This is a genomic window from Niveispirillum fermenti (assembly GCF_052474395.1).
Window position 1 is genome coordinate 711,564 of sequence record NZ_CP156678.1, and the last position, 23,160, is coordinate 734,723.

The 23,160-nt window shown below is 65.0% G+C and carries 19 protein-coding genes and 2 pseudogenes; 11 read left to right on the top strand and 10 right to left on the bottom strand.

The genetic code is table 11. The annotated features are described in order from the left end of the window. Position 1 precedes the first annotated feature (1 nt). On the top strand, positions 2 to 1,081 hold the full coding sequence (locus ABC728_RS02665; protein WP_416619871.1) for an acyl-CoA dehydrogenase family protein: 1,080 nt from the start codon (positions 2 to 4) through the stop codon (positions 1,079 to 1,081). Between the two features lie 75 nt (positions 1,082 to 1,156). Here the strand turns inward: ABC728_RS02665 and ABC728_RS02670 are convergent, their stop codons facing one another. Genes ABC728_RS02670 through ABC728_RS02685 form a run of 4 tightly spaced genes read right to left on the bottom strand, consistent with a single transcriptional unit; the run spans position 1,157 to position 5,931 of the window. Continuing rightward, entirely contained in the window at positions 1,157 to 2,293 is a 1,137-nt protein-coding gene (locus tag ABC728_RS02670; protein ID WP_416619872.1) for an acyl-CoA dehydrogenase family protein, read from the bottom strand. Between the two features lie 2 nt (positions 2,294 to 2,295). Further along, positions 2,296 to 3,480, bottom strand: coding sequence for an acyl-CoA dehydrogenase family protein (locus tag ABC728_RS02675; RefSeq protein ID WP_416619873.1), 1,185 nt, complete (start codon positions 3,478 to 3,480; stop codon positions 2,296 to 2,298). Next, a complete protein-coding gene (locus tag ABC728_RS02680) occupies positions 3,480 to 3,887 on the bottom strand; it encodes a VOC family protein (RefSeq protein ID WP_416619874.1) in 408 nt (135 codons plus the stop codon). Before ABC728_RS02680 ends, ABC728_RS02675 begins: the two co-directional genes overlap by 1 nt. Next, positions 3,880 to 5,931, bottom strand: a complete 2,052-nt coding sequence (locus tag ABC728_RS02685; protein WP_416619875.1) for a 3-hydroxyacyl-CoA dehydrogenase NAD-binding domain-containing protein — start codon at positions 5,929 to 5,931, stop codon at positions 3,880 to 3,882. The genes ABC728_RS02680 and ABC728_RS02685 overlap by 8 nt, the downstream gene beginning before the upstream one ends. 191 nt (positions 5,932 to 6,122) lie before the next feature. Here ABC728_RS02685 and ABC728_RS02690 point away from each other — a divergent pair, with 191 nt between their 5' ends. After that, complete coding sequence (locus tag ABC728_RS02690; protein ID WP_416619876.1) at positions 6,123 to 7,877, top strand: class I adenylate-forming enzyme family protein; 1,755 nt, start codon at positions 6,123 to 6,125, stop codon at positions 7,875 to 7,877. Positions 7,878 to 7,939: 62 nt separating this feature from the next. Here ABC728_RS02690 and ABC728_RS02695 read toward each other — a convergent pair. The 3 genes and pseudogenes from ABC728_RS02695 to ABC728_RS02705 all read right to left on the bottom strand — a co-directional run bounded on the left by ABC728_RS02695 (position 7,940) and on the right by ABC728_RS02705 (position 10,552). Next, a pseudogene (locus ABC728_RS02695) lies at positions 7,940 to 8,744 on the bottom strand (SDR family NAD(P)-dependent oxidoreductase). Next, positions 8,741 to 9,505 carry an SDR family NAD(P)-dependent oxidoreductase gene (locus ABC728_RS02700; RefSeq protein ID WP_416619878.1) on the bottom strand — a complete coding sequence of 255 codons (765 nt, stop codon included), beginning with the start codon at positions 9,503 to 9,505 and terminating at the stop codon, positions 8,741 to 8,743. Before ABC728_RS02700 ends, ABC728_RS02695 begins: the two are co-directional and overlap by 4 nt. Positions 9,506 to 9,529: 24 nt before the next feature. Next, the gene (locus ABC728_RS02705) at positions 9,530 to 10,552 is read right to left on the bottom strand and encodes a phosphotransferase family protein (RefSeq protein ID WP_445376321.1); all 1,023 of its coding nucleotides are present in this window, start codon (positions 10,550 to 10,552) and stop codon (positions 9,530 to 9,532) included. 181 nt (positions 10,553 to 10,733) lie between these two features. On the opposite strand from ABC728_RS02705, the gene ABC728_RS02710 reads away from it, so the two are divergent. After that, positions 10,734 to 12,104 carry a TetR/AcrR family transcriptional regulator gene (locus ABC728_RS02710; protein ID WP_416619880.1) on the top strand — a complete coding sequence of 457 codons (1,371 nt, stop codon included), beginning with the start codon at positions 10,734 to 10,736 and terminating at the stop codon, positions 12,102 to 12,104. A 226-nt stretch (positions 12,105 to 12,330) separates the two neighbouring features. Continuing rightward, a pseudogene (locus ABC728_RS02715) lies at positions 12,331 to 12,804 on the top strand (MaoC family dehydratase). 164 nt (positions 12,805 to 12,968) lie between these two features. On the opposite strand, the gene ABC728_RS02720 reads toward ABC728_RS02715, so the two are convergent. Further along, positions 12,969 to 13,838 (bottom strand): acyl-CoA thioesterase, encoded by an 870-nt coding sequence (locus ABC728_RS02720; protein WP_416619881.1) that lies wholly within the window; start codon positions 13,836 to 13,838, stop codon positions 12,969 to 12,971. Between the two features lie 52 nt (positions 13,839 to 13,890). On the opposite strand from ABC728_RS02720, the gene ABC728_RS02725 reads away from it, so the two are divergent. The 3 genes from ABC728_RS02725 to ABC728_RS02735 all read left to right on the top strand — a co-directional run bounded on the left by ABC728_RS02725 (position 13,891) and on the right by ABC728_RS02735 (position 16,397). Continuing rightward, on the top strand, positions 13,891 to 14,682 hold the full coding sequence (locus ABC728_RS02725; protein ID WP_416619882.1) for a tyrosine-protein phosphatase: 792 nt from the start codon (positions 13,891 to 13,893) through the stop codon (positions 14,680 to 14,682). Next, positions 14,682 to 15,680, top strand: coding sequence for an NADPH:quinone oxidoreductase family protein (locus tag ABC728_RS02730; protein WP_445376322.1), 999 nt, complete (start codon positions 14,682 to 14,684; stop codon positions 15,678 to 15,680). Before ABC728_RS02725 ends, ABC728_RS02730 begins: the two co-directional genes overlap by 1 nt. 81 nt (positions 15,681 to 15,761) lie before the next feature. Further along, entirely contained in the window at positions 15,762 to 16,397 is a 636-nt protein-coding gene (locus tag ABC728_RS02735) for a TetR/AcrR family transcriptional regulator (RefSeq protein ID WP_416619884.1), read from the top strand. Here ABC728_RS02735 and ABC728_RS02740 read toward each other — a convergent pair. Next, entirely contained in the window at positions 16,327 to 17,232 is a 906-nt protein-coding gene (locus ABC728_RS02740) for a TetR/AcrR family transcriptional regulator (RefSeq protein ID WP_416619885.1), read from the bottom strand. The genes ABC728_RS02735 and ABC728_RS02740 overlap by 71 nt on opposite strands. A gap of 261 nt (positions 17,233 to 17,493) precedes the next feature. Here ABC728_RS02740 and ABC728_RS02745 point away from each other — a divergent pair, with 261 nt between their 5' ends. Genes ABC728_RS02745 through ABC728_RS02755 form a run of 3 tightly spaced genes read left to right on the top strand, consistent with a single transcriptional unit; the run spans position 17,494 to position 20,283 of the window. Then, the gene (locus ABC728_RS02745) at positions 17,494 to 18,489 is read left to right on the top strand and encodes an NAD(P)H-dependent flavin oxidoreductase (RefSeq protein ID WP_416619886.1); all 996 of its coding nucleotides are present in this window, start codon (positions 17,494 to 17,496) and stop codon (positions 18,487 to 18,489) included. Next, on the top strand, positions 18,486 to 19,418 hold the full coding sequence (locus ABC728_RS02750) for a hypothetical protein (RefSeq protein WP_416619887.1): 933 nt from the start codon (positions 18,486 to 18,488) through the stop codon (positions 19,416 to 19,418). The genes ABC728_RS02745 and ABC728_RS02750 overlap by 4 nt, the downstream gene beginning before the upstream one ends. After that, entirely contained in the window at positions 19,411 to 20,283 is an 873-nt protein-coding gene (locus tag ABC728_RS02755; RefSeq protein ID WP_416619888.1) for a crotonase/enoyl-CoA hydratase family protein, read from the top strand. Before ABC728_RS02750 ends, ABC728_RS02755 begins: the two co-directional genes overlap by 8 nt. Here the strand turns inward: ABC728_RS02755 and ABC728_RS02760 are convergent. Further along, the gene (locus tag ABC728_RS02760; protein WP_416619889.1) at positions 20,280 to 21,659 is read right to left on the bottom strand and encodes an MFS transporter; all 1,380 of its coding nucleotides are present in this window, start codon (positions 21,657 to 21,659) and stop codon (positions 20,280 to 20,282) included. The two genes, ABC728_RS02755 and ABC728_RS02760, sit on opposite strands and share 4 nt — an antisense overlap. A gap of 136 nt (positions 21,660 to 21,795) precedes the next feature. On the opposite strand from ABC728_RS02760, the gene ABC728_RS02765 reads away from it, so the two are divergent. Beyond that, entirely contained in the window at positions 21,796 to 22,974 is a 1,179-nt protein-coding gene (locus ABC728_RS02765) for an amidohydrolase family protein (RefSeq protein WP_416619890.1), read from the top strand. The last annotated feature ends 186 nt before the right edge of the window (positions 22,975 to 23,160 follow it).

Consider the following 23,160-nt stretch of genomic DNA (forward strand, 5'->3'; position numbering starts at 1 on the left):
CATGGATTTCTCACTGGGCGAAGACCGGCAGATGCTGGTCAACTCTCTCGGCCGCTTCCTGGCCGGGAATTTCGACTGGAAAACCCGTGAGCAGGTGATCGCCTCAAGCGAGGGCTGGTCGCGCGACCTCTGGCGGCAACTGGCCGATCTGGGTGTCATCGGCGCTCTGTTTGACGAGGAAAGCGGCGGCTATGCCGGATCGCCTTTCGATGTCGGGGTGGTGTTCGGTGAGGTGGGGCGGGCACTGGCGGTGGGGCCGTTCCTGGGTACGCTGATGGCTGGTCGCGTCCTGGCCGCCACGGGACGGGCCGACCTGCTTGAACGGGTGATCGCGGGAGAGGTGATCCTGTCCGCTGCCCTGGAGGCCGCCACGCTGCGGGCAGTTGTCGCTGGCGATGGCTGGTCGCTGTCCGGCAGTCAGGCCGTTGTGCCCTTTGCGGCCAGCGCCGATCACATCGTTGTGGCGGCGACCACGGCGCAGGGACCATCCCTGTTCCTGGTGGACAAGGGGGCGAGCGGGCTTTCCATCCAATCCTATCCGCTGGTCGATGGCGGGGCCGCTGGCGAACTGCGCCTCGACGGGGTTCCGGCGACCTTGCTGGGCGAGGCGGGTCAGGCAGCGCCGATTATCGAGGCGGTGAATGCAGTGGCTCTGGTGGGGCTGTGCTGGGAAGCCGTGTCCATCATGGATGTGGTCAAGGACCAGACGCTGGAATATCTGCGCACCCGCAAGCAGTTCGGCATCGCCATCGGCAAGTTCCAGGCGCTTCAGCACCGCATGGCCACCCTTGCGCTGGAGATCGAACAGGCCCGCTCGGCCGCCATCAATGCCGCAGCGCGCTTCCAGGAGGGGCGGATCACCCGTGAGAAGGCGGTCTCCGCCGCCAAATACACGATCGGGCGCGTCGGCACCCTGGCGGCAGAGGAGGCCATCCAGCTACATGGCGGCATCGGCATGACCTGGGAACTGCCCCTGTCGCACTATGCCAAGCGGCTGGTGATGATCGGCCATCAACTGGGTGACGAGGATCATCACCTGGAACGGTTCATCGCGCTGGGGCGTGAGAGCGCTGCGGCCTGAGGGCAATCATTGGCCCCTCATCACCCCGGTTGCCGCCGGGATGATGAGGGGCCATTCATTCGGAGACCGGTCCGCTCAATATCCCGTCATCCGCGCGATGCGGTCGGCGTGGAAATCGGTGTCGCCATAAAGTTCGGCCAGCACACGCTGGCGCTTCATGAAGAAGCCGACATCATATTCGTCGGTCATGCCGATGCCGCCATGCATCTGCACACCTTCCTGTACGGCAAGCAGGCTGGCCATGCCGGCCATGCCTTTGGCTACGCAGGCGGCACGATCGGTGCCGTCTGCCCCCTCATCCAGCAATTGCTGCGCCTTCAAGGTCGCGGCCCGCGCCAGTTCCAACTCGCAATAGAGATGGGCGGCGCGGTGCTGCAGGGCCTGGAAACTGCCGATGACCTGCCCGAACTGCATGCGGTCGCGCAGGTAAGCCATGGTCATGTCCGTGGCCCCGCCGGCCACGCCCAGCATTTCCGAGGCAGTGCCGGTACGCAAGGCGGACAGTGTCGCGTCCAGCAGCGGACGGCCACCCTCCACGGTGCCGATCACCGCATCGCCACCGACCTGGACACCTTGGAAGCTGAGGCGGGAGGCGAAACTGGCATCGGCAAGCCGCGCCACCTCCATCGCCATCCCGGCCTGTTCCCGCTCCAGCGCGAACAGGGTGATGCCGTCCGTGTCGTCATCATTACCGCTCGTGCGCGTGGCGATGATCAGCAGGTCGGCGACATGGGCGAAGGGGACGAAATTCTTGGTGCCGTCCAGCCGGAAGCCGTTGCCGGAGCGGGTGGCGCGCAGGGCGATATGTTGCGGTTTATGACGTGCCCTCTCATCAATGGCGATGGCCGCCACGCTGTCGCCGGCCAGGATGCCGGGCAGAAAGCGGGCGCGCTGTTCCGCTGTTGCACCCTTCAGGGCCGTGACGGCGCCCACGGCGCTCGACAGGAAGGGCGAAGGCGTGAGGTTGCGGCCGATTTCCTCCAGCACGATGCCGGCCTCGACATGGCCCAGGCCAAGACCGCCATCGGCTTCATCGGCCAGGATGCCGGTGAAGCCCATTTCCGCGAATTGCTTCCACAAGGTGGGGGAATACCCTGCCGGGTCGGCACTGTCGCGCAACCGGCGCATGTGGCCGACCGGGGCCAGATTGGCCAGGAACGGGCGCGCGGTATCGGCGAGCATCACCTGCTCGTCGCTCAGATAAAGGGGCATTGTCAGGCTCCCGGAAGCGCCAGGATGCGCTTGGCGATGATGTTGAGCTGGATCTCCGACGTGCCGCCTTCGATCGAATTGGCCTTGGTGCGCAGCCAGGCGCGGGCGGCGGCTCCGTGGCGGGAGGCGTCGCTCTCCCATTCCAGGGACGGCGATCCGCCGGCCGCCATGGCCAGTTCATGGCGCTGCTTGTTCAGTTCCGTGCCGACATATTTCATCATCGATGGCTGGGCCGGATGGGCCTTGCCTTCCTTCAGCTCATCCATGAACCGTTCGGACGCGGCGCGGAACGCCTCAGCCCGCAGGTCGAACTGCGCGATGCGGGCGCGCAGGATGGGATCGGCCAGACGGCCATCGGCCTCGGCCCCCAGGGCGGCCAGCGCGATCTTCGACAGGGAGATTTCCCCGCCGCGCGAGCCCATGCCGGAAATCATCTCCCGCTCATGGCCCAGCAGATACTTGGCGACGTCCCAGCCCCGGTTCAGCTGCCCGACCAGATTGGCCTTGGGTACCTTCACATTGTCGAAGAAGGTCTCGCAGAAGGGGGAATAGCCGGAGATCAGCAGAATGGGCCGGGTCGTCACCCCCGCGGACTGCATATCGAACAGCAGGAAGGAGATGCCGGCCTGCTTGGCACCCGTGTCGGTGCGGACCAGACAGAAGATCCAGTCGGCCTTGTCGGCATAGCTGGTCCAGACCTTCTGGCCATTGATCAGGAAATGGTCGCCCAGATCTTCGGCGCGGGTGGCCAGGCTGGCCAGGTCGGACCCGGCATTGGGTTCCGAATAGCCCTGGCACCAGCGGATCTCACCCCGCGCGATCCGGGGCAGATGCTCCAGCTTCTGGTCCTCGCTGCCATATCTAAGCAGGGCCGGGCCCAGCATGGAAATGCCGAAGGATTGCAGCGGGTTGCGGCAGCCCAGCCCGGCCATCTCCTGACGCAGGATTTTCGCCTGCGCCGGGGAAAGGCCACCGCCGCCATAGGCGCGCGGCCAGTCAGGTACGGTCCAGCCCCGGGCGCCCATGACATCCAGCCATTGTTTCTGGGCGTCGCAGGTGAATGTTGCCTTGCGCCCGCCCCAGCAGATATCGGCTTCCGTCCGCACCGGCTGGCGCATCTCCGGCGGGCAATTGGCGATCAGCCAGGCGCGTGTTTCGGCGCGGAACGCGGTCGGATCATCTGACATCACGCTGCCTCCGCCTGCACGCGCTGCAAAAGCTCGATCTCATGCCCGTCGGGGCTGATCAGGAAGGCGGCCTTCATGCCGCTGCCTTCGATCGGCCCATGCTTCAATCGGGCACCATGGTCGAGCGCAGCTTGCAGCAGCGTGTCGAGATCAGGCGTGCGGAATCCGACTGGCCCGTGGGCGGTGCCCTGTTCCAGCGCGCGGCCATCGCGCCATTGGAACAGGACCAGGGTGAAGTCGCTGTCCTGCGAGGCCAGCATGATCTCCCGGAAGGTCGGCCCCTCCACCTGCCAGCGCCGCACCATGCCGAAGGTCCCGGCATAGAACCGCTCCGACGTTTCGGCATCCGGCACCACCAGCTTGAAGAAGCCCAGGCTGGTCCGGGCGATGGTGCGTGGATCAACCATTGAAACGCCCTCCCGCTGCGGCCTTGTCGCGCAACAGCCCGGAGAGGCGGAAATCGGTCAGGTGGGGCGCATGCTTTTCCAGCCCCTTCAGGACCACATCCAGGCCGATATTGTCGGCCCAGAACATCGGCCCGCCCCGCCAGGCCGGCCAGCCATAGCCGTTCAGCCAGACGATATCGATATCCGATGCGCGCTGCGCGATCCCTTCCTCCAGGATCAACGCCCCCTCATTGACCATCGGATAGAGCAGGCGCTCGCGGATTTCCTGATCGTCGATCACCCGCTGTTCCTTGCCCGACCGGGCGGCGAACTCGGCGATGATGGCATCGACCTCTGCCGAGGCGGTGCGGTTGCGCTTTTCGTCATAATCATAGAAGCCCTTGCCCGTCTTCTGTCCGCGCCGGCCGCGTTCGCACAGCACCTCGCGGATGGTGGAGCCCGATGATTTCGCCGGGTCCCAGCCCAGGTCCAGGCCCGCCAGATCGGCCATCTGGAACGGTCCCATGGGCAGACCGAATGTGGTCAGCACCCGGTCGATATCGGCGGGGCGCGCGCCTTCCATCAGCAGGGCATTGGCCTCGCGCGTGCGGGCGGCCAGGATGCGGTTGCCGATGAAGCCATGGCAGACGCCGGACATCACCGCGATCTTGCCGATCCTGCGGGCGAGCGCCATGCCGGTTGCCAGCACGAGCGGTGACGTCTTTGCTCCCCGCACCACTTCCAGCAGCTTCATCACATTGGCGGGGGAGAAGAAATGCAGGCCGATGACCCAGTCGGGCCGTGACGTCGCCGCCGCGATCTCATCGACATTCAGATAGGAGGTATTGGTGGCCAGGATGGCGCCGGGGCGCGCCACCTTGTCCAGCCGGGCGAAGACCTCCCGCTTGATCTCCATGGTCTCGAACACCGCCTCGATGATCAGGTCGCAATCGGCAAGGGCGGCATAGTCCAGGCTGGTGGTCAGCAAGCCCATGGCGGTGCCTACCTGCCCAGCACTCATCCGCCCCTTGGCGGCGGTGGCGTCATAGTTTTTCCGGATGATGGAAACGCCCCGGTCCAGGGCAGGCTGGTCACGTTCCAGCATCACCACCGGAATACCGGCGGACAGGAAATTCATGGCGATGCCGCCGCCCATGGTGCCGGCACCGATGATCCCGACCTTGGCAATGGCCAGGGGCTTCAGGTCCGGCGGCAGGCCATCGATCTTCGCGGCAGCCCGCTCGGCAAAAAAGACATGGCGCAGGGCCTTGGACTGGGCCCCCGCAACCAGCTTCAAGAACAGGGTCCGCTCCTTCGCTGCGCCCTCCGCAAAGGGCAGGGACACGGCCGCTTCCACCGCTTCGATGCAGGCCTGCGGCGCATCCTGGCCGCGCAATCGCGCGGCATTGGCGGCGCGGTAATCTTCAAAGACGCCGGCGGGCGTCGCTGCGGTCTTGTCACTGCGGCGGCTGGATATTGGATAGTCCGTGCAGCCTGCCACCTCGTTCGCGAAGGCAATAGCATCGGCTTCCAAACTGGCGTCTTCCGTCAGTCGATCGACCAGACCCTTGGCCAAGGCCTTGCCAGCCGGGATGGGGGCGCCGGTGACGATCATGGGCAAGGCGTCGGCCACACCGATGACGCGGGGCAGCCGCTGTGTGCCACCGGCTCCGGGCAGGATGCCAAGCTTCACTTCCGGCAGGCCCATGGAAGCGGTTGCGGTCGCGATGCGGTAGTGGCACCCCAGCGCCACCTCCAGCCCGCCGCCCAGCGCCGTACCGTGGATGGCAGCAACGACCGGTTTGCCGCATTGTTCGATCAGGTCGATCACTTCCGGCAGGCCCGGTTCCACCGGCGGCTTGCCGAATTCGGTGATGTCGGCACCGGCGAAGAAGGTACGTCCGGCGGCGCGGATCACCACCGCCTTGATGCCGGCATCCGCCCGCGCCTGGGCGATGGCATCGGCCAGACCGCCACGCACGGCGGCGGACAGCGCGTTGACCGGTGGATTGTCGGCCGTCACGACCAGGATATTCCCATCAAGCCTTGTCGATACGGGCGCCATTTTCTCTCCCATCCTCTTTGTTCGGACGGCGGACAGCGCCTGCGCGCGTCGTCGACCATTTACATACCCTATTTTCAGAAATAGGAATTGGAGATCAAGTTAATTCTAACAATCCGATTGAAAACCGTAAAAAATTGCCATACGCTTCCCATCGCCGACCTTCAAAAAACAAACCAGAAGTAAGAAAATAAATGGATGCGAAGGATTTTGGCCAGTCGGGCCCGGAGCGGGAGGCTCCGCGCCCCTGGCCCGCAATGTCGCTGCGTGCGGCGACCGAACGTCTGTGCGCGCCGGGCATGCTGTTTGAGATGGAAACAATCCAGGTGCGGGGCGTGCCCATGCGCACCTGGAAGAACCAGCCGCCGACATTGGCCGCCATGGCACGGCGGGCGGCCAGCCTGTTCGCGGATAATGAGTTCATCATTTATGAGGAGGAGCGCATCCGCTATGGCGCCTGGTTCCGGGCGGTGGCGGCGCTGGCGGCGCGGCTGCTGGCGGCCGGGGTGGGACGCGGAGACCAGGTGGCGATTGCCATGCGCAACCTGCCGGAATGGCCCGTCGCCTTCTTCGCCATCACCAGCATCGGCGCGATTGCCGTGCCGCTGAACGCCTGGTGGCAGGGGGAGGAACTGCGCTACGGGCTGGAAAATTCCGGTGCCTGTCTGCTGATCTGCGATGAACAGCGGTTTCGTGTCGTGGAACCCTTGCGTGGCCAGCTTGCGGACCTTCGTACCGTCTGGGTGGCACGGCCGTCTGCGCCCCTGGCGGGGGCGGAGGCGCTGGACGGGTTGATCGGGCCGGCGCGCGATTATGCGCTGCTGCCGGACAGGGATCTGCCAGATGTGCCCATGGTGCCCGACGATGAGGCGACAATCTTCTATACCAGCGGCACCAGCGGCCTGCCCAAGGGGGCGCTGGGCACGCATCGCAGCACGCTGACCTGCTGCCTGGCCAATGCTTTCAGCTCCCACCGGTCCAGCCTGCGCCGCGGGGAGACGCCGCCGCCATCGCGGCCGCGCATCTCCCTGACTGTCATTCCGCTGTTCCATGTCACGGCCTGCAACGCCTCGATGATGAGCATGCTGATGACCGGCGGGAAGATGGTGATGATGCGCAAATGGGACGCGGTGGAGGCCATGCGCCTGATCGAGCGGGAGAAAGTGTCGGTGGCCGGCGGCGTGCCGACCATCGCCTGGCAATTGCTGGAACATCCCGACCGGCACCGATACGACCTGTCCTCCATCGAATCCATGGCCTATGGCGGGGCGCCGGCGGCACCGGAACTGGTGCGGCTGATCGACAGCGATCTGCGCGCCCAGCCCAGCAGCGGCTGGGGCATGACCGAAACCTCGGCCACGGTCACCACCCATGCGGCGGAGGACTATGTCAACCGGCCCGACAGCTGCGGCCCGCCCCTGCCGGTGTCGGAGATACGCATCATGGCCCCCGACGGCCAGATGGAGATGCCGGTGGGGGAGGTGGGGGAATTGTGGGCCTTCGGACCCCAGATCGCCAAGGGCTATTGGCGCGATCCGCAGGCGACGCAGGCCACCTTCATTGATGGCTGGGTGCGTACCGGCGATCTGGCCCGCATCGATGATGAGGGCTTCTGCTATATCGTGGACCGGGCCAAGGATATCGTCATCCGTGGCGGCGAGAATATCTATTGCATCGAGGTGGAGAACGCCCTGTTCGCCCATCCCGCCGTCACCGATGCTGCCGTGGTCGGGGTGCCCCACCGCACCCTGGGGGAAGTACCGGCTGCCATCGTGCATCTGGGGCCCGGCCATGAGGCGGACGAGGTCCAGATCCTGGATTGGGTACGGACCCGCCTGGCCCCGTTTAAGGTGCCGGTGCAGGTCCGTTTCGCCGCCGATCCGCTGCCACGCAATGCCAATGGCAAGATATTGAAAAAGCAGCTGCGCGCGCTGTTCGATCCGGAGTGACACCAGCGGTCATGCATAATGACCGCTGGTGTCCGCGCCGACTGGCGCGGCAGCGGTATGCGTTACCAGACGACCCCAGTGCGGTTCTCGCCGGGCCGCCTGACCGTGGGGTGCGATGTCGACAAGCCGCCATCGACGGCGATGGCCTGGCCATGGATATAGCTGGCGGCATCGGACACCAGGAATAGGGCGGCCTCGGCCACCTCCCCGGCCTCGCCGCCGCGCAGCAGCGGGTTCAACTGGCCGATCCTGTCGAGCTTGCCACTGGCACGCGCGCGGTCATAGGCGGGCTTGGTCATGCCCGTTTCGATCAGGCCGGGGCAGACGGCATTGATCCGCACGCCGGTTCCCGCCAGCTGCTGGGCGGCGGTCTGCACCAGATTGATGACGCCGGCCTTGGAGGCGGAATAATGCGCCGGTCCTGCACCGGAACGCAGTCCGGCCACCGACGCGGTGCAAAGAATGGCACCTCCGCCGGTCCGGGCGATGCGTGGTGCGGCGTGTTTGACGGCCAGGAATGGGCCGATCAGGTTCACGCGCAATGTCTCCAGCCAGATATCGGGCGTGGCGTCGAAGAAGCCGCCAGCGGCCCCGCCGGTGATGCCGGCATTGGCATGGAAAATGTCCAGGCGGCCGAACGCGCCCTCGGCCCGGTCCAGCAGGGCCAGCATGTCGGGTTCCGACCCGGCATCCCCCGTCACCGCCAGCGCTTCGCCCCCCTCAGTGCGGATGGCCTGCGCGGTATCATTCACGGCGTCAGCGCGGTCGAAGGCGACGATCTTCGCCCCGGCGCGAGCGAAACGCAGGGCCGATGCCGGATGCGGCACCGGTGACGATGGCGACCTTGCCGTCCAGTTGGCCGCTCATATCGTCACCCCGCCATCGACGATCACCATCTGCCCGGTCATCCATGTGGCGGCCGGCGATGACAGGAACACGGCCGCCCCGGCAATGTCGCGCGGTTCACCAAGACGGCGCATCGGCGTGCGGCTGGCGGTGGCGTCATGCACACGCTGATCCTCCCACAGGGCGCGGGCGAAATCGGTCTTCACCACGCCGGGGGCGATGGCGTTGACGCGGATATTATGCTTGCCATTCTCCACCGCGTAATTGCGCACCAGCTGGAAATCCGCGGCCTTGGAGATGTTGTAGCCGCCGATCGTGTCCGATCCCTTCAGCCCGCCGATGGAGGAGATGACGACAATCGCCCCATCCTTCTTTGCGCGCATGTCGGGCAGGGCCAACTGGATCAGCCAATGGTTGGCCAGGACGTTATTGTCCAGGATCTTCCGGAACTGTTCGTCCGAAATGCCGTCCATCGACCCGTAATAGGGATTGCTGGCCGCATTGCAGACCAGGATGTCGATGGGGCCAAGCTGTTCACGCGCGCTGACGAACATCTCCTCCAGCGCCGATTTGGACGAGATGCTGGCGGCCAGCGCAATGGCGGTGCCCGCACCGTGGCGGGCATTGATCGCCGCCGCCACCTCTTCACAGGCATCCTGCTTGCGGCTGGAGATCACCACCTTGGCGCCCTGTGCAGCCAGTTCCTCGGCGATGGCGCGGCCGATGCCGCGCGAGGAACCCGTGATGATGGCGGTCTTGCCGCCCAGATCGAACAATGACATGTGGATTTCCTTCCCGTTGGTTATTCAGGCGCCGGCCTGTTCGGCGAAGCGCCAGGCCTGTTCGGCCAGCGGGCGCACGCGGGCGGCCGTCTTCTCCGCCTCTGCATTGGAGGCATTGCCATCAATGACCCGCTTCCTGATGCCTTGGACGATCCCGACCAGGCGGAACAGCCCATAGGCGAAGTACCAGTTGAGGTCCGGCATCGAGCTCCGCCCGGTGCGGGTGCAGTACCGCTCCGTCAACTCATCCAGGCCGGGAATGGCCAGGGCGGCCAGATCGACCCCGCCTAACTGGGCCAGCCGGTCGCCGCGCGGCATGGCCCAATTCATCGCCAGATAGGCGAAATCGGCCAGCGGGTCGCCCAGGGTTGACAATTCCCAGTCCAGGACGGCCAGCACGCGGGGCGCATCCTTGGCGAAGATCAGATTGTCGATGCGATAATCGCCATGGATGATGGCAGTCCGCTCCTGCGCGGGCCGGGTGCGGGGCAGCCACTCGATCAGCCGTTCCACCGCAGGGATGTCGTCGGTCTGGGCGGCCCGATACTGTTTGGTCCAGCGCCCGACCTGTCGTTCGAAGTAATTGCCGGCCGCCCCATAATCGCCCAGGCCCACCCGGTCGGGCTGGATCATGTGCAGGTCGGCCAGCGCGTCGACAGTGGCGTGATAGATCGCCCGTCGTTCCTCCCGTGCCGCATCGGGCAGGGTGGCGTCCCAGAAGGTGCGGCCATTCACGCATTCCATGACATAGAACGGCGCGCCGATCACGTCCGCATCCTCGCAAAGGGCAAACGGACGCGCGACGGGAAAGCCGGTCGGATGCAGGGCGGCGATCAGGCGATATTCCCGATCCACGGCATGGGCCGATGGCAGGATGGTGCCGAAAGGCTTGCGTCGCAGCACATATTCCCCCTCGCCATCGGATAGGCGATAGGTGGGATTGGACTGGCCGCCGGCGAATTTCGCCATTTCCCGCAATGTGCCGAAGCCCGCGACATGCTGTTGCAGCCAGGTTCCGAGTTGAGCCCGCTGCTCTTCACCATCCATGTCCGCGGGCACCCTGTCCGGCTGCCTTTGTTGTTCGCCGGTGGTGGTCACCTGGCCCCTCCCTTGGTTTTGTCGATACCTTATGTTTCAAACTCTATAAATATCAACGAAAAATGCCATACCCAAAATTCTAATTAGCGCACCACTCGTTTGAATCCTCTTAATTGTTGGACGGCTTGCCATGGTTGGGCATAAGAGGCGGATGGAACAGCAGGACAGCATGGAGCCGCCCGTCGCGCGCAAGCCGCGCAGCCGGCACAAGTTCGAGCAGAAGCGGGAGGAGATCCTCAGCGCGGCCACCGATTTCATGAACAGCCAGGGGGCCAAGGGCACGACCCTGCTGGAGGTGGCGCGCGCGGTCGATCTGAACACGACCAGCATCACCTATTATTTCCGGCGCAAGGAGCTGCTGGCGGCGGCGGTGTTCGAGCGCACGATGGACCGGCTGCACGCCATGGTGCGCGCGGCGGGGGCTGAGCCTGACCCCAGGTCACGGGTGCGCCGCTTCATCGATTTGAATGTCGCGCTGCGGTCCGATGTCATCCTTGGCAAGGCGCGTCCGCTGGCCAGCCTGTCCGACCTGCGTACGCTGGAGGACAATATCCGTCTGCCGCTGGAACGTCGCTTCCAGGAGGTATTCCGCGATGTCCGCGCCTTTTTCGAGGGGCCGGAGGCGGGGGTGGTCAAGGATGTGACGACGGCGCGGGCCCATATCCTGCTGGAGACGATCTTCTGGCTGCCGATCTGGATCAGCCATTATCCGCTGGATGAATTCGCGCGGGTGTCGCGGCGGCTGTTCGACATTCTGGACCGGGGGATCGCCCTGGACACGGCGGCCTGGACACCGGTGCTGCTGGCCGATGCCACCCCGACGGAGGAGGCATTGGCGGCAGAGGGGGGGACGGAGAATTTCATGCGCGTCGCCACCCGGCTGATCAACGAGATCGGTTATCGCGGTGCCTCGGTTCTGCGCATTGTCGAGGAATTGAAGGTCACCAAGGGCAGCTTCTATCACCATCTGGATGCCAAGGATGATCTGGTGCTGGAGTGCTTCCGCCGCTCCTACCGCCGTGTCGCCCAGATCCAGGGTGCCGCCAACGAGCAGGGCGGGGATGAGTGGCAGCGCCTGTCGTCGGTGATCGCCACCCTGCTGGATATCCAGTTCGACGCGCAATGGCCCCTGACCCGCACCTCGGCGCTGCAGGCCCTGCCGTTCAATCTGCGGGCGGAAGTGGTCGATCGCTCGAACCGCACGGCGGTGCGCTTCGCCGGGTGCCTGATCGAAGGCGCCATGGAGGGCAGCATCAGGGTGGTCGATCCCATGATCGCCAGTCAGATGATTATCGCCACGCTGAACTCCGCCTTTGACCTGCGCAAATGGGCTTCGCGCCTGAACCGCCGCGATGCGATCGGCATCTATGCCTCGACCGTGCTGGGCGGCCTGTTCGATCCGGGGATCGGTCCGGTTATGCGCCTGGACGGCGAGGGGCAGGGTGCCGGGGCGCCAGCGGCCGATGGATCGCGCAGCCGCTGGCTGGGCTGGCGGGAATAGGGGCTGGGGCTTGAGACATGGCTGGAATTGTCGGGTCCCGGTGCCTGCCGGGGCGTTGCGGTCCCATGCCGGCCTTCAACGGTTCCGGGATGTCAAACTTGCTTGTTTGAAGATATAGAATTTTTTATATTATTGATTTTATTTGATAAATTTTTATAATCATAAAATCGGTTGAGATTGCCTGAAATTGCCCCCTATGATGCGGAAAACATCAGGGGGGCTGGGTATGTGCAATCCGGAAGGGGCCGGCATCGCCGCACTGGCAAATTTACACTACGGGTCAGGCTGGTTGCGGGTCGATCAGTCCTTGATCGATGCCTTTGCCGCCGTTACCGGCGATCATCAATTCATCCATGTCGATCCGGCGCGGGCATCGTAAACCCCGTTCGGCGGCACCATCGCCCATGGCTTTCTGCTGCTGTCGCTGCTGCCACAACTGCATGCCACATCCCACCGGCCCGTGATCCCGGCGCTGACCATGGCCATCAATTACGGCTTTGACCGCATCCGCTTCATCACGCCGGTCCGGGCGGGCAGCCTGGTGCGCGCCCTGTTCACCGTGACGGAACTGGCGGAGAAGCGACCGGGGGAGTGGCAGCAGGCGCTGGATGTCGAAATGATCGCCAAAGGTGCCGACCGGCCTGTGCTGTGCGCGCGCTGGCTCAGCCGGATGGTGCTGGCCTCAGGTCCGCAGGCATGAGCCGCCGGACGGGGTCATACCGACGGTTAAAATGTTTGGCCGTCGGTTCGGTGCCGACTGGCACCGCGCCGCTCGTGCGGCGTAGCCGAAGCCCACGGATGTGGGCGCTGGCGATTGAAGGGCTTGAAAGATTGACTATCGGTCAATCTTTCAAGGCGACGGTATCAGGTCCGCCCCGGCATCCGCATCAGGCTTTCCTGGGTGACGGTTGCTACCAGCCTTCCGGCGGTTGTGAAGAAATGCCCCCGGCTCAGGCCGCGCGCACCACCCGCCCAGGGACTGTCGGTTTCAAACAGCAGCCAGTCATCCATATCCGGCGTGTCGTGGAACCAGATGGCGTGGTCCAGGCTGGCGCTTTGCACACCGGGTGTGAAGGGGCGCACGCCATGGGGCAGCATGGCATTGCGCAGCAGCATGATGTCGGACGCATAGGCCAGCAACCCGCGCTGCAGGGCCCCGTCGGCACCGACAGGATGGCGCATGCGCATCCACCAGGCCGATTGCGGCGGCTGCGGTTGCGCACCGAACAGCGCGTCTGGATCGATGGGCACGATCGCCATCGGTCGCCCGTCCAGCCGTTCCGTCAACAGGCGGCCGCGTTCATCGGCGGTGGCGCGCCAGGCGGCCAACCGTTCAACGGCCTGTTCCGGGACCATCATGGTACGCATGGCAATCTGATGGCTGCGACCGCTCTCCCCCCGATGGAAGCCGGCCAGCATGACCAGGATGGGCTGCCCCTCCTGCCGGGCAATCACCTGCCGGTTGGCGAAGCTGCGTCCCGCGACAAGATCGGTGACCTGATAATGCACTGGCTTGCCGGGATCGCCCGCCCGCAGGAAACAGGCGTGCAGGCTGTGGGCCAGCTTGCCCTGATCCTCCGCCAGACTGGCGGCCATCAGCGCCTGGGCGATGGTCTGCCCGCCGAAGATCCGGCTCGCGAATCCTTCGAAATGCGTCCCCTGATAGGTGTCTGTCGCGATTGGAGCCGGCTCGACCAACGACCGGACACGGGTCCCCCATTCATTTTGCATCATGGTACCTGTCCAGTTCATGTGATGATGTGAAAATATTTAATGGATAAGTGCAATGTCAAACAGAGATATTAAAAAAATCATTGGAGCTGTCAATTTCAGAGATATTGGCGGGATTATTTGTAATGGTTCTTCAGTTGTTGGCTTTGGTAAGATATTCAGGTCCGACAGGCTGTCTCTTCTGAACGAAGATGATCTTTCGATCCTGGATGGTCTGTGCTTGCGCGCGATCTTCGATCTGCGGTCCCGGCGGGAGCGGGAGGCCGATCCGACATGCTGGACCGGCGTCGGCGTGGAGACCCATGTCTTCCGGCCGGGGCACAAGCGCCGTCTGGTGGATATGGCTGCTGACTATCCCGCGACTATGGTGGGGGCGCAGACGCTGATGCTGGATTTCTACGCTGAGCTGCCGCGCACCATGGGACATGTCTTTGGTGAGATTTTGCGGCGCATCGCCGACGGGGCCTTTCCCTGCATCATTCATTGCTCGGCCGGCAAGGACCGCACCGGCATGGCGGTGGCCCTGCTGCTGTCGGCGCTGGACTGTGACCGCTCAGCCATCCTGATCGACTACGCCGCCTCGTCCCACGCGCGCCGGCTGGAAGGCGCGATGGTGCGCAGCATGGCCCGGGACCCGTCCGTAGCCCGCTTCCGGGAACAGTATCCGGCCGACGCTCTGGCGGTGATGACGGAGGCGCGGCCGGAATATCTCGTCGCGGCACTGGATGCCATCGACCGGGAATATGGCTCGATGAATGCCTATCTGGCCGGCATCGGCATCGACGAACCGCTGATCGCGCGCCTGCGCGCCCAGCTTCTGGAACCAATGGAAAAGGGGAGGGAATGATGAAGGCGTTGCTGTCAAAGACGGTGGGTGGGCCGGACAGCCTGGTGCTGGCCGACCGGCCGGTACCGGTGCCCGGCAAGGGTGAATTGCTGGTACGGGTCCTGGCCTGCGCCATCAACTATCCCGATGTGCTGATCATCGAGGACAAGTACCAGCTCAAGCCCGAGCGGCCCTTTGCGCCCGGCAGTGAGATCTGTGGTGAGGTCGCGGGCGTCGGCGAGGGGGTGGAGGGCTGGACGCCCGGTGACCGGGTGATCGCGGTGACCGGCTATGGCGGCCTTGCCGAATATATGCTGCTGCCCGCGGCCAAGGCCTTTGCCCTGCCGCCGGACCGTGACCCGGTGCAGGGTGCCGCGCTGCTGATGACCTATGGCACGACCATCCATGCGCTGGCGGATCGCGGGGCGTTGCAGAAGGGCGAAACCCTGCTGGTGCTGGGCGCTGCCGGTGGAGTCGGTCTGGCTGCGGTGGAGATCGGCAAGGCGCTGGGCGCGCGTGTCGTGGCTGCAATCTCCTCGCCTGAAAAGGCGCAGGCGGCGCGGGACGCGGGGGCCGACGAGACCCTGATCTATGGCAGGGCCCCGTTCGACAAGGCGGCATCGAAGCAATTGGCGCAGGCCTTCAAGGATGCTGTCGGGCCCGACGGCGCCCATGTCATCTATGATCCCGTCGGGGGCGATTACTGTGATCCGGCCTTGCGCGCCATCGCCTGGGAAGGGCGCTATCTGGTGGTGGGATTTCCCGCCGGCATCCCGCATCTGCCGCTGAACCTGACCCTGCTGAAAAGCTGCGACGTGCGGGGCGTGTTCTGGGGCGGCTTCGCCGCGCGCTTCCCCGACCGCAACCGGGCGCATGTGGCCCAGCTTTTCCGCTGGTGGCAGGACGGCAAAATCAACCCGCGCATCGACCGGACCTGGCCTTTGGCAGAGGCTGGCGAGGCCATAAGCTGGCTGGCTGACCGTCGGGCAGTGGGCAAGGTTGTCGTCGAGGTGGCGTGACCGGATACAACCAAGCCGGATGATTGAATCCACCCCGGCCCCATGCTAGTCAGCAGCAGGGGATCGGGGGCACCGGGACGGATGACAAACGCCAGCAAAGCGGCCAGTTCGGGAGCAAGGGTGCGGCACAGCGCGACGGACCGCCGGCAGCAGATGATCGATGCCGCGGACCAGATCGTCAACCGCGACCGCTCTCCCGACCTGTCGCTGCGCGAGGTGGCGGACATGGTGGGGGCCAGCCGCGCCCTGGTCTATGCCTATTTCCCCGACAAGCTCCGTCTGCTGGATGCGGTGCTGCAGCAGCATGTCGACCGGCTGCTGGCCGATGGAATTGTGCAGGCGGCCAGCCGGGGGGCGCTGGTGGAGCGGGCCTGCGCCGTCTCCCGCCTTTATCTGCGCCATGTCGCCCAATATGGGGCGGCCCTGGAACTGGTGGTTCGCGATGAACCGCTGGCCCGACAATTGGAAGGGGCGGCGTCGCGCCTGCGCGGGCGGCTCTATCGGGCGCTGGCGCGGGCCGCACGCCTGGACCTGCATATGCCGGCGCATGAGGCGGTGGCCCTGGTGCAACTGCTGGCCGTGATTCCGGAGGAAGCGGGCAAGCATGTCCGCATGCAGGTTCTGACGGTACCGGAGGCCGAGGCGCTCAGTGATCGGCTGATGGGCGCCGCGATCGCCGCGCAGGTGCCGCGACCGGGGAGCGGTCGGCCGGGTTGAGCAATGCCTCCGCCGGGGTGGCGAGCAGCGATCCGCCGGCATTGCTGCGCATGCCGGCCAGGATGATGGCCAGGCTCAGCCGCGTCGCCACGCCATGGTCAATCCGCCGCGTGGCCAGCATGGCACCGGCCCGCAGGGCGATGGCCGACAGGATGGCATTCGCCCCCTCCGCTTCGGCTTCCGACATGCCGTAGCGGGCGCGCATGGAGGCCAGGACCGGGGCGCGGGCCTGCCGGCGCAGCTCTGCCCGCTCCTCACTCAACGCCATTTTGATCTCCCGCACCCGCAGCAATGCCTGCAACAGCGGCCCGCGTGTCTCCGCCTCTTCCAGATAAAAGATGGTGGAGAGCACGACGGAGGTGACCGGATCGTCGCCCCGCGAGATGACGCCGCGCCGCGTCTGCTCGATGGCGGCCAGTTCGCGGCGGGTCAGTGCGATCAGCAGGTCGATACGCTTGCCGAAGCAGTTATGGGCCTGCGCCTCGGAGATATCCACCTCACGCGCGATGCGGTTCAGGCTGACCTCGTTGACGCCCTCCATCGTGGCGACGCGGGCGGCGGCGTCCAGCAGCTGTTCGCGCCGCTCCTCGATGGTCAGGCGGGTGCGGCTCCGCCGGTTCTGTCGCGGCCCGCCCAGCAGCACCGTCTCCCCCGCATCCAGGGGGGCGGCGGGCAGGGCGGGGCGGTGACGGGCCCGTTCGTCCGGCGGCAGGTGCCAGTAATTGCGGCCCGGCCTTGGAATGGCCAGCCGGTCACACAGCTTGGCCAGACCGTTCGCCGTCAGGCCGACATCGGTGGCCACGGCGGCAAGGGGCGCGCCCCACACAAGGTCCATCAATTCCGCCCGTGTCATCGGCTGATCTTTGCTGCGTTGCCAGGGGGCACTCTTGTCATGAAAGCCCCGGTCCAGGCAAGCCGGCAGATGACCGCCGGCTTTGTTTGTGCCCGTGTCAGGGGTCGATTCGGCTGAAAAGCAGTGGATTTATGCCGAAATATCATTGATTGTGCTGGATTGATCCTTCACTAATAGTGTGTTGATCAATTCTGGCCCGACATCGGGGCCGTCGACCATCCAAAAATACGGGAAGGGCAGTGAATGCTGCGAACACGATTCACGCAGGCGTTCGGGATCGACCACCCGATCGTCATGGGGGGAATGCAATGGGTCGGGCGGGCACCGCTGGTGGCGGCCGTTGCCAATGCCGGCGCGCTGGGCTTCCTGACCGCGCTGACACAGTCCAGCCCGGAAGATCTGGCACGGGAGATCGGGCGGGTCCGCGATCTGACGGACAAGCCGTTCGGGGTGAATCTGACCATCCTGCCGACCATGCGCCCGCCGCCTTATCAGGAATACCGCCGAGCCATCATCGAATCCGGGGTGACGATTGTTGAGACGGCCGGTCATCGGCCACAGGAACATGTCGATGACCTGAAGGCGGCCGGCGTGCGCGTCATCCATAAATGCACCGCCGTCCGTCATGCGCTGGTCGCTGAAAGGATGGGCGTGGATGCCATTTCCATCGACGGGTTCGAATGTGCGGGCCATCCGGGCGAAGATGATATTCCCGGCCTGGTTCTGATCCCGGCGGCAGCCGACAAGCTGAAAATTCCGATGATCGCCAGCGGCGGGTTCGCGGATGGGCGCGGCCTGCTGGCCGCACTGGCCCTGGGTGCCGACGGCATCAATATGGGCACACGGTTCCTGGCGACCCGGGAATGCGCCATCCATGAAAATGTGAAGCAGAAGATCCTAGCCAGCGACGAGCGCGATACGAACCTGATCTTCCGCAAGCTGAAGAATACGGCGCGCGTGGGCCGTAACCCGGTATCAGATGAGGTGGTGGCGATCCTTTCCCGCCCCGACGCCACGTTCGAGGATGTGGCGCATCTGGTGGCGGGCCAGCGCGGCCGGGCCGTGATGGAACAGGGTGACCTGACGGCCGGCCTCTACTGGGCGGGTCAGGCGCAGGGGCTGATCCATGATATTCCCAGTGTCGGCGAGCTGGTGACCCGCATTGTCGGTGAGGCGCGATCACTGCTGGAGGGTCGCCTTGCTGGCCTGTTCGGCGCGGCAAGCGGGGTGGCGTCATGAAGGCCGCCTTCGATACACCGGTCGGGCGCGGGGAGGACGGGCAATTGTCCGGCCCCTGGCGGGGGCCACGGCAGATGCTGGATGCCCAATCCTATGATGGACGCGCCTCCATCCATGATGACGCGACGGCGCGCACGCTGGGCTTCAAGGCCGGCACCATCGAGGGACCGACCCACTTCAGCCAGTTCGATCCGTTGTGCCATGCGCTATGGGGCGACCGCTGGTTTCAGACCGGTTGCATCTCCGCCCATTACCGCAATCCGGTATTCGAGGGGGAGGAGGTCCGGGCCCTGCTGACGCCGGATGGGGACGATATCGCCCGGATCCGCATGGAAAAGCGTGATGGCACTGAAGTGCTGGCGGGCACGGTTTCCATTGGTCTCACACCACCGGCCAGCGCCCTGGAAGCACGGATGGCGCAGCTGCGTCCCCCGGAAAACCCCGTGATCCTGCGCGATGTCACCATCGGCATGCGCACCGGCCGGCTAGCGGTGTCGATGGCGGCCGACCAGCATATGGGCGAACTGTACCCGTTCACCCTGGCCGACAAGCTGCGCCGGATCACCGAACCCTCGCCGCTTTATGACCGGATCGTGCCGTTCGAGATGCTGAGCGTGCTGATGAACCATATCGCGCGTGAACAGCCATTTCCTGCGCGAGGTCCCTGCGTCGGCCTGTTCGCCGATCAGGAAATCCGGTTGCTGGCGGGCCCGGTTCGCGTGGGAGAAGCCTATGAGCTTGATCGCGAGATCGTGGCACTCAGCGGCAGCCGCAAGACCGAGAGCATGTGGGTGCGGACCCGCCTTTACCAGGCGGGCACCGACATGCCGGTGGCGGAAATGCTGCTGAATACCGCCAGCCTCAAATCCTCCTATGCCGCCTATGAGCGGGAATTCCAGGACCTTTATGGAGCCGCGGCCCATGACTGACTTCCATACCCTTGATTATCGCGTCGAGGATGGCATCGCCATCGCCACCTTCTCCCGCCCCGACAAGATGAACACGTTCGGGCTGGCCATGATGCAGGACCTGCTGGACCTGTTCGACCGGACCGACGCCGATGATGATGTGCGTGCCGTCATCATCACCGGTTCCGGCCGCGCCTTCTGTGCGGGCGCCGATCTGGGCCGGGGCGGGGAGACGTTCAATTACAAGCCCGGCGGCCGGGCTGGGGATATCGATGTCGATGGCGTGCGCCGCGACGGGGGCGGGCGGGTGACGCTGCGCATGTTCCGCAGCCTGAAGCCGCTGATCGGGGCCATCAACGGGGCGGCCGTGGGGATCGGGGCCACCATGCTGTTGCCCATGGATGTGCGCATCGCCTCGGCCGAGGCGCGCTTCGGCTTTGTCTTCGCCCAGCGCGGCATCACGCCGGAGGCTTGTTCAAGCTGGTTCCTGCCGCGACTGGTGGGCGTGCCAAAAGCTCTGGAGTGGGTCTATAGCGGTCGGGTCTTCGGTGCGGAAGAGGCGTTGGCGGCGGGATTGGTGCAGGCCGTACACGCCCCGGATGCGCTGCTGTCGGCGGCCCTGGCCCATGCCAGGATGTTGACGGCGAAATCCGCCCCGGTTTCCGTGGCGCTCAGCCGTCAGTTGATCTGGCAGAATCTGGGCGCTCCACACCCGATGATGGCCCATCGCGTCGACAGCCGGTCCTTGCAATCGCGCGGTCGCAGCGCCGATGTCCGCGAAGGGGTGGGGGCCTTCCTGGAAAAGCGGCCGGCCCTGTTCCCCGACCGGGTATCGACGGACATGCCCAGCTTCTTCCCCTGGGCAGAGGAGCCGCCCTTTATTTAAGGCGGCGTATCGGACCAGTCGGGAGCCGCCTGCGTCCGGGCCAGGAATTCGGCCCGGCGCAGGCGCGGTTCCCGTACCCCGAAGACCAGCAGGACCAGCGCGATGGCCAGGAAGGCCAGCGCCGTTGCGAACAGGGGCATATAGCCGGCCAGGGCGGCGATGACCCCGCCCAGCAGCGGGCCGATGGCGGCAACCGCCCCTTCCAGGGTGGTGGATAGGCCCAGACGCATCGCCGCTTCCTTGCGGGCGCCGAATTCCAGCACCATGGTCTGCTGGCTCATCAGATAGCCGGCGGACGCCGCACCCAGGCCGCAGAAGCACAGATAGGCGGCCCACGAAGCCTCCACACTCATCAGCAGGATGATCGCCGCCATCCAGATCAGGATGGAGCCGATCAAGGTGGCGCGATAGCCGGTGCGGTCGCCCATATAGCCCCAGAGCAGGTTGGCCAGCGTATCGGCACCCAGATAGCAGAAGGCCAGGCTGCCGATGACCTTTCCATCCATGCCCATGCGCTGCCCGGCATAGAGGATGAAGAAGGGCGACGCGATGCGGGCCAGCACGCAGAACGCCTCCGCCACCAGGAAATGCCGGTAGTCGCTGTCGGCCAGCAGGTCGGGGAACTGGCGCAGCCGGTCGATGAAGCGGGTGGGCAGACGCGGCACCGGCGCGCTGGGCTCCCGCAGCAGCTTTGTCAGGATCACCAGACCGGCACTGGTCAGCACGAAGGTCAGGAAGAAGGTGGTGGCATAGCCGTTGCCCAGGGCGTTGCGCTCGATCAGCCAATGACCGGCAGCATAGGACAGCAGTGCCGCAATGATGCCGCCTGTGAAATTGCGCCAGGCCTGCAATCGGCCCCGGCGGTCCACGGGAATGACCTTGGCCATCAGCAGTTGGAAGGCCACGCGCTGTGCGCCGGTGAACAGGCCAAGCAGGAACAGGCAGGCGAGCGTCAGGGAGAGCAGCGCCCAGCCATCCAGGAACCAGCCGGTCACGGCCAGCGCCAGGATCACGGCGCGCATGGCGGTACCGGTGCGCATGGCGTGCGGCAGGATCAGCGGTTGGCGTTCCAGGCGCGAGGCGCTGAAGATGGGTGAGAACACCATGCCCAGTTGCAGCAGGGCCGCCCCGCTGCCCACCAGCGCATCCGATCCCGTCAGCTGGTGGATATAGGCGGGGATGAAGGTCGGGGCGTAGATCAGCCGGAAACCCGTCTGTCCCAGCATGCCGTAGAACAGGTTGGCACGATAGTTCCGGCCCAGATTGGCGGTGACGAAATCGGTGTCCTGTTCCTGTTGATTGGTGGGGTTGGCATGCATGGCGCCGCCACCGTCGTCATGTTTTGCGACCTTGGTTCCATCAGCCCTGACACGCATCACCGCTCCACCTTCCGCACGCTGGATTGCCCCTGGCGGGGTCGTGAACACCTATCAGATTCGAATTGACAAGCAAACTAATAGATGGAAGCTTTCGATAGCCATTGTGAATGGCGGAATGATGGGAGGAAGCGACATGACCTATGCAAATGGCCGTATTATCAACGATGCGGACTCGCATACGATGGAAACGCAGGATTGGCTCACCCCCTATTTGGAGGGTGAGTTCAAGGAGAGATACACGGGTGTCTATTCCAAGCGTGAGGGTGGAGAGCGCATCACCAAGATGATCGATCTGGCCGTGGCGCGGAAAAACGACCCGGAGGCGCGCGCCAAGGCGGCGGCCAATATCATCGGCGGCGACAAGGGCTGGCTGGGCTATGGCGGCTTCGACAAGGAGGAGCGGGTGGAGGCACTGGACTGGCTGGGTTTTGCCAGCCAGTTGATCTTCCCGACTTTCGGGCTGGCCGCCATCAGCCGGGCGCAGTCGCAGGAGCAGGCCTATGCTGCCGCCCGCGCCCTGAACCTGGCGCAGATTGATTTCTGCAACGCCGACAAGCGCATGATCGCCGTGGCCTATACACCCCTGGACAATCCCGCGCGTGCGCTGGATGAGGTCCGTTTCGCCCATGCCAAGGGGGCGGGCGCGGTCATGTTCTCCGCCTCGCCGGCGGGCGACCGTTCACCGGGGCATCCGGACTACGACCCGTTCTGGAAATATCTGGAGGATAATCGCATCCCCTTCATGCTGCATATCGGGCCCGGCACGCGCAAGCCGCCGGAAGCCTATATGAATAATGGCCGGGCGCGGGCGGCCGACCTGCATGGTGGTGGTGAGAATCTGCGCTTCCCGGATTTCATGACCCTGTGGTACGCGCCGCAGGAGTTCCTGACGGCCCTGGTCTATGACGGGGTGCTGGAGCGGTTCCCGGGTCTGCGCGGCGGCGTGCTGGAATGTGGTGCCGGCTGGGTGCCGGAATTCCTGCGCATGCTTGATCATGGCTATGAAAGCTTCAAGAAGAGCGACGTGTACCTGCAGGCCATGAAGGAAAAGCCGTCGGATCAGATCCGCCGCTCCGTGCGCTTCACGCCGTTCCCCAAGGAAGATGTGGGCCGCATGATCCGGGATGCCGGGCCGGAACTGTTCCTGTTCTCCAGCGACTATCCCCATCCGGAGGGTACGCGTGATCCGATCGCCCTGTTCGAGGCGTCGCTGGGCGACCTGGACGAGGCGGCGAAGGACATGTTCTATCGCACGAACTACGATCACATGATGTATCGGGTTTCCACGCCCGCAGCAGTGGCGGCGGAATAATCATCGCGTCCGGTGCAGTGAAGGATGGCCCGCTTCGGCGGGCCATTTTTGTCTCTGCGGTATGGTGCGGTCTGGCGGGCGTTCTTCGCCCTCCTGTCGAATGATGGTGCGAGGCCGATCAGAGTGGGGCGCCGAATTATGCCGCACTGCTCAATCCTGCGGGTTTCAGCCAGAGAGCCTGGGGTG

Bases quoted from the DNA above. Each gene is read 5' to 3' on its own strand.
- ABC728_RS02745 (WP_416619886.1), top strand. From the start codon at position 17,494: ATGCTGCGAACACGATTCACGCAGGCGTTCGGGATCGACCACCCGATC.
- ABC728_RS02700 (WP_416619878.1), bottom strand. From the start codon at position 9,505: ATGTCATTGTTCGATCTGGGCGGCAAGACCGCCATCATCACGGGTTCC.
- ABC728_RS02680 (WP_416619874.1), bottom strand. From the start codon at position 3,887: ATGGTTGATCCACGCACCATCGCCCGGACCAGCCTGGGCTTCTTCAAG.
- ABC728_RS02665 (WP_416619871.1), top strand. From the start codon at position 2: ATGGATTTCTCACTGGGCGAAGACCGGCAGATGCTGGTCAACTCTCTC.
- ABC728_RS02675 (WP_416619873.1), bottom strand. From the start codon at position 3,480: ATGTCAGATGATCCGACCGCGTTCCGCGCCGAAACACGCGCCTGGCTG.
- ABC728_RS02735 (WP_416619884.1), top strand. From the start codon at position 15,762: ATGACAAACGCCAGCAAAGCGGCCAGTTCGGGAGCAAGGGTGCGGCAC.
- ABC728_RS02765 (WP_416619890.1), top strand. From the start codon at position 21,796: ATGACCTATGCAAATGGCCGTATTATCAACGATGCGGACTCGCATACG.
- ABC728_RS02670 (WP_416619872.1), bottom strand. From the start codon at position 2,293: ATGCCCCTTTATCTGAGCGACGAGCAGGTGATGCTCGCCGATACCGCG.
- ABC728_RS02725 (WP_416619882.1), top strand. From the start codon at position 13,891: ATGTCAAACAGAGATATTAAAAAAATCATTGGAGCTGTCAATTTCAGA.
- ABC728_RS02755 (WP_416619888.1), top strand. From the start codon at position 19,411: ATGACTGACTTCCATACCCTTGATTATCGCGTCGAGGATGGCATCGCC.
- ABC728_RS02690 (WP_416619876.1), top strand. From the start codon at position 6,123: ATGGATGCGAAGGATTTTGGCCAGTCGGGCCCGGAGCGGGAGGCTCCG.
- ABC728_RS02720 (WP_416619881.1), bottom strand. From the start codon at position 13,838: ATGATGCAAAATGAATGGGGGACCCGTGTCCGGTCGTTGGTCGAGCCG.
- ABC728_RS02710 (WP_416619880.1), top strand. From the start codon at position 10,734: ATGGTTGGGCATAAGAGGCGGATGGAACAGCAGGACAGCATGGAGCCG.
- ABC728_RS02760 (WP_416619889.1), bottom strand. From the start codon at position 21,659: ATGCGTGTCAGGGCTGATGGAACCAAGGTCGCAAAACATGACGACGGT.
- ABC728_RS02705 (WP_445376321.1), bottom strand. From the start codon at position 10,552: ATGGATGGTGAAGAGCAGCGGGCTCAACTCGGAACCTGGCTGCAACAG.
- ABC728_RS02750 (WP_416619887.1), top strand. From the start codon at position 18,486: ATGAAGGCCGCCTTCGATACACCGGTCGGGCGCGGGGAGGACGGGCAA.
- ABC728_RS02740 (WP_416619885.1), bottom strand. From the start codon at position 17,232: ATGGACCTTGTGTGGGGCGCGCCCCTTGCCGCCGTGGCCACCGATGTC.
- ABC728_RS02685 (WP_416619875.1), bottom strand. From the start codon at position 5,931: ATGGCGCCCGTATCGACAAGGCTTGATGGGAATATCCTGGTCGTGACG.
- ABC728_RS02730 (WP_445376322.1), top strand. From the start codon at position 14,682: ATGAAGGCGTTGCTGTCAAAGACGGTGGGTGGGCCGGACAGCCTGGTG.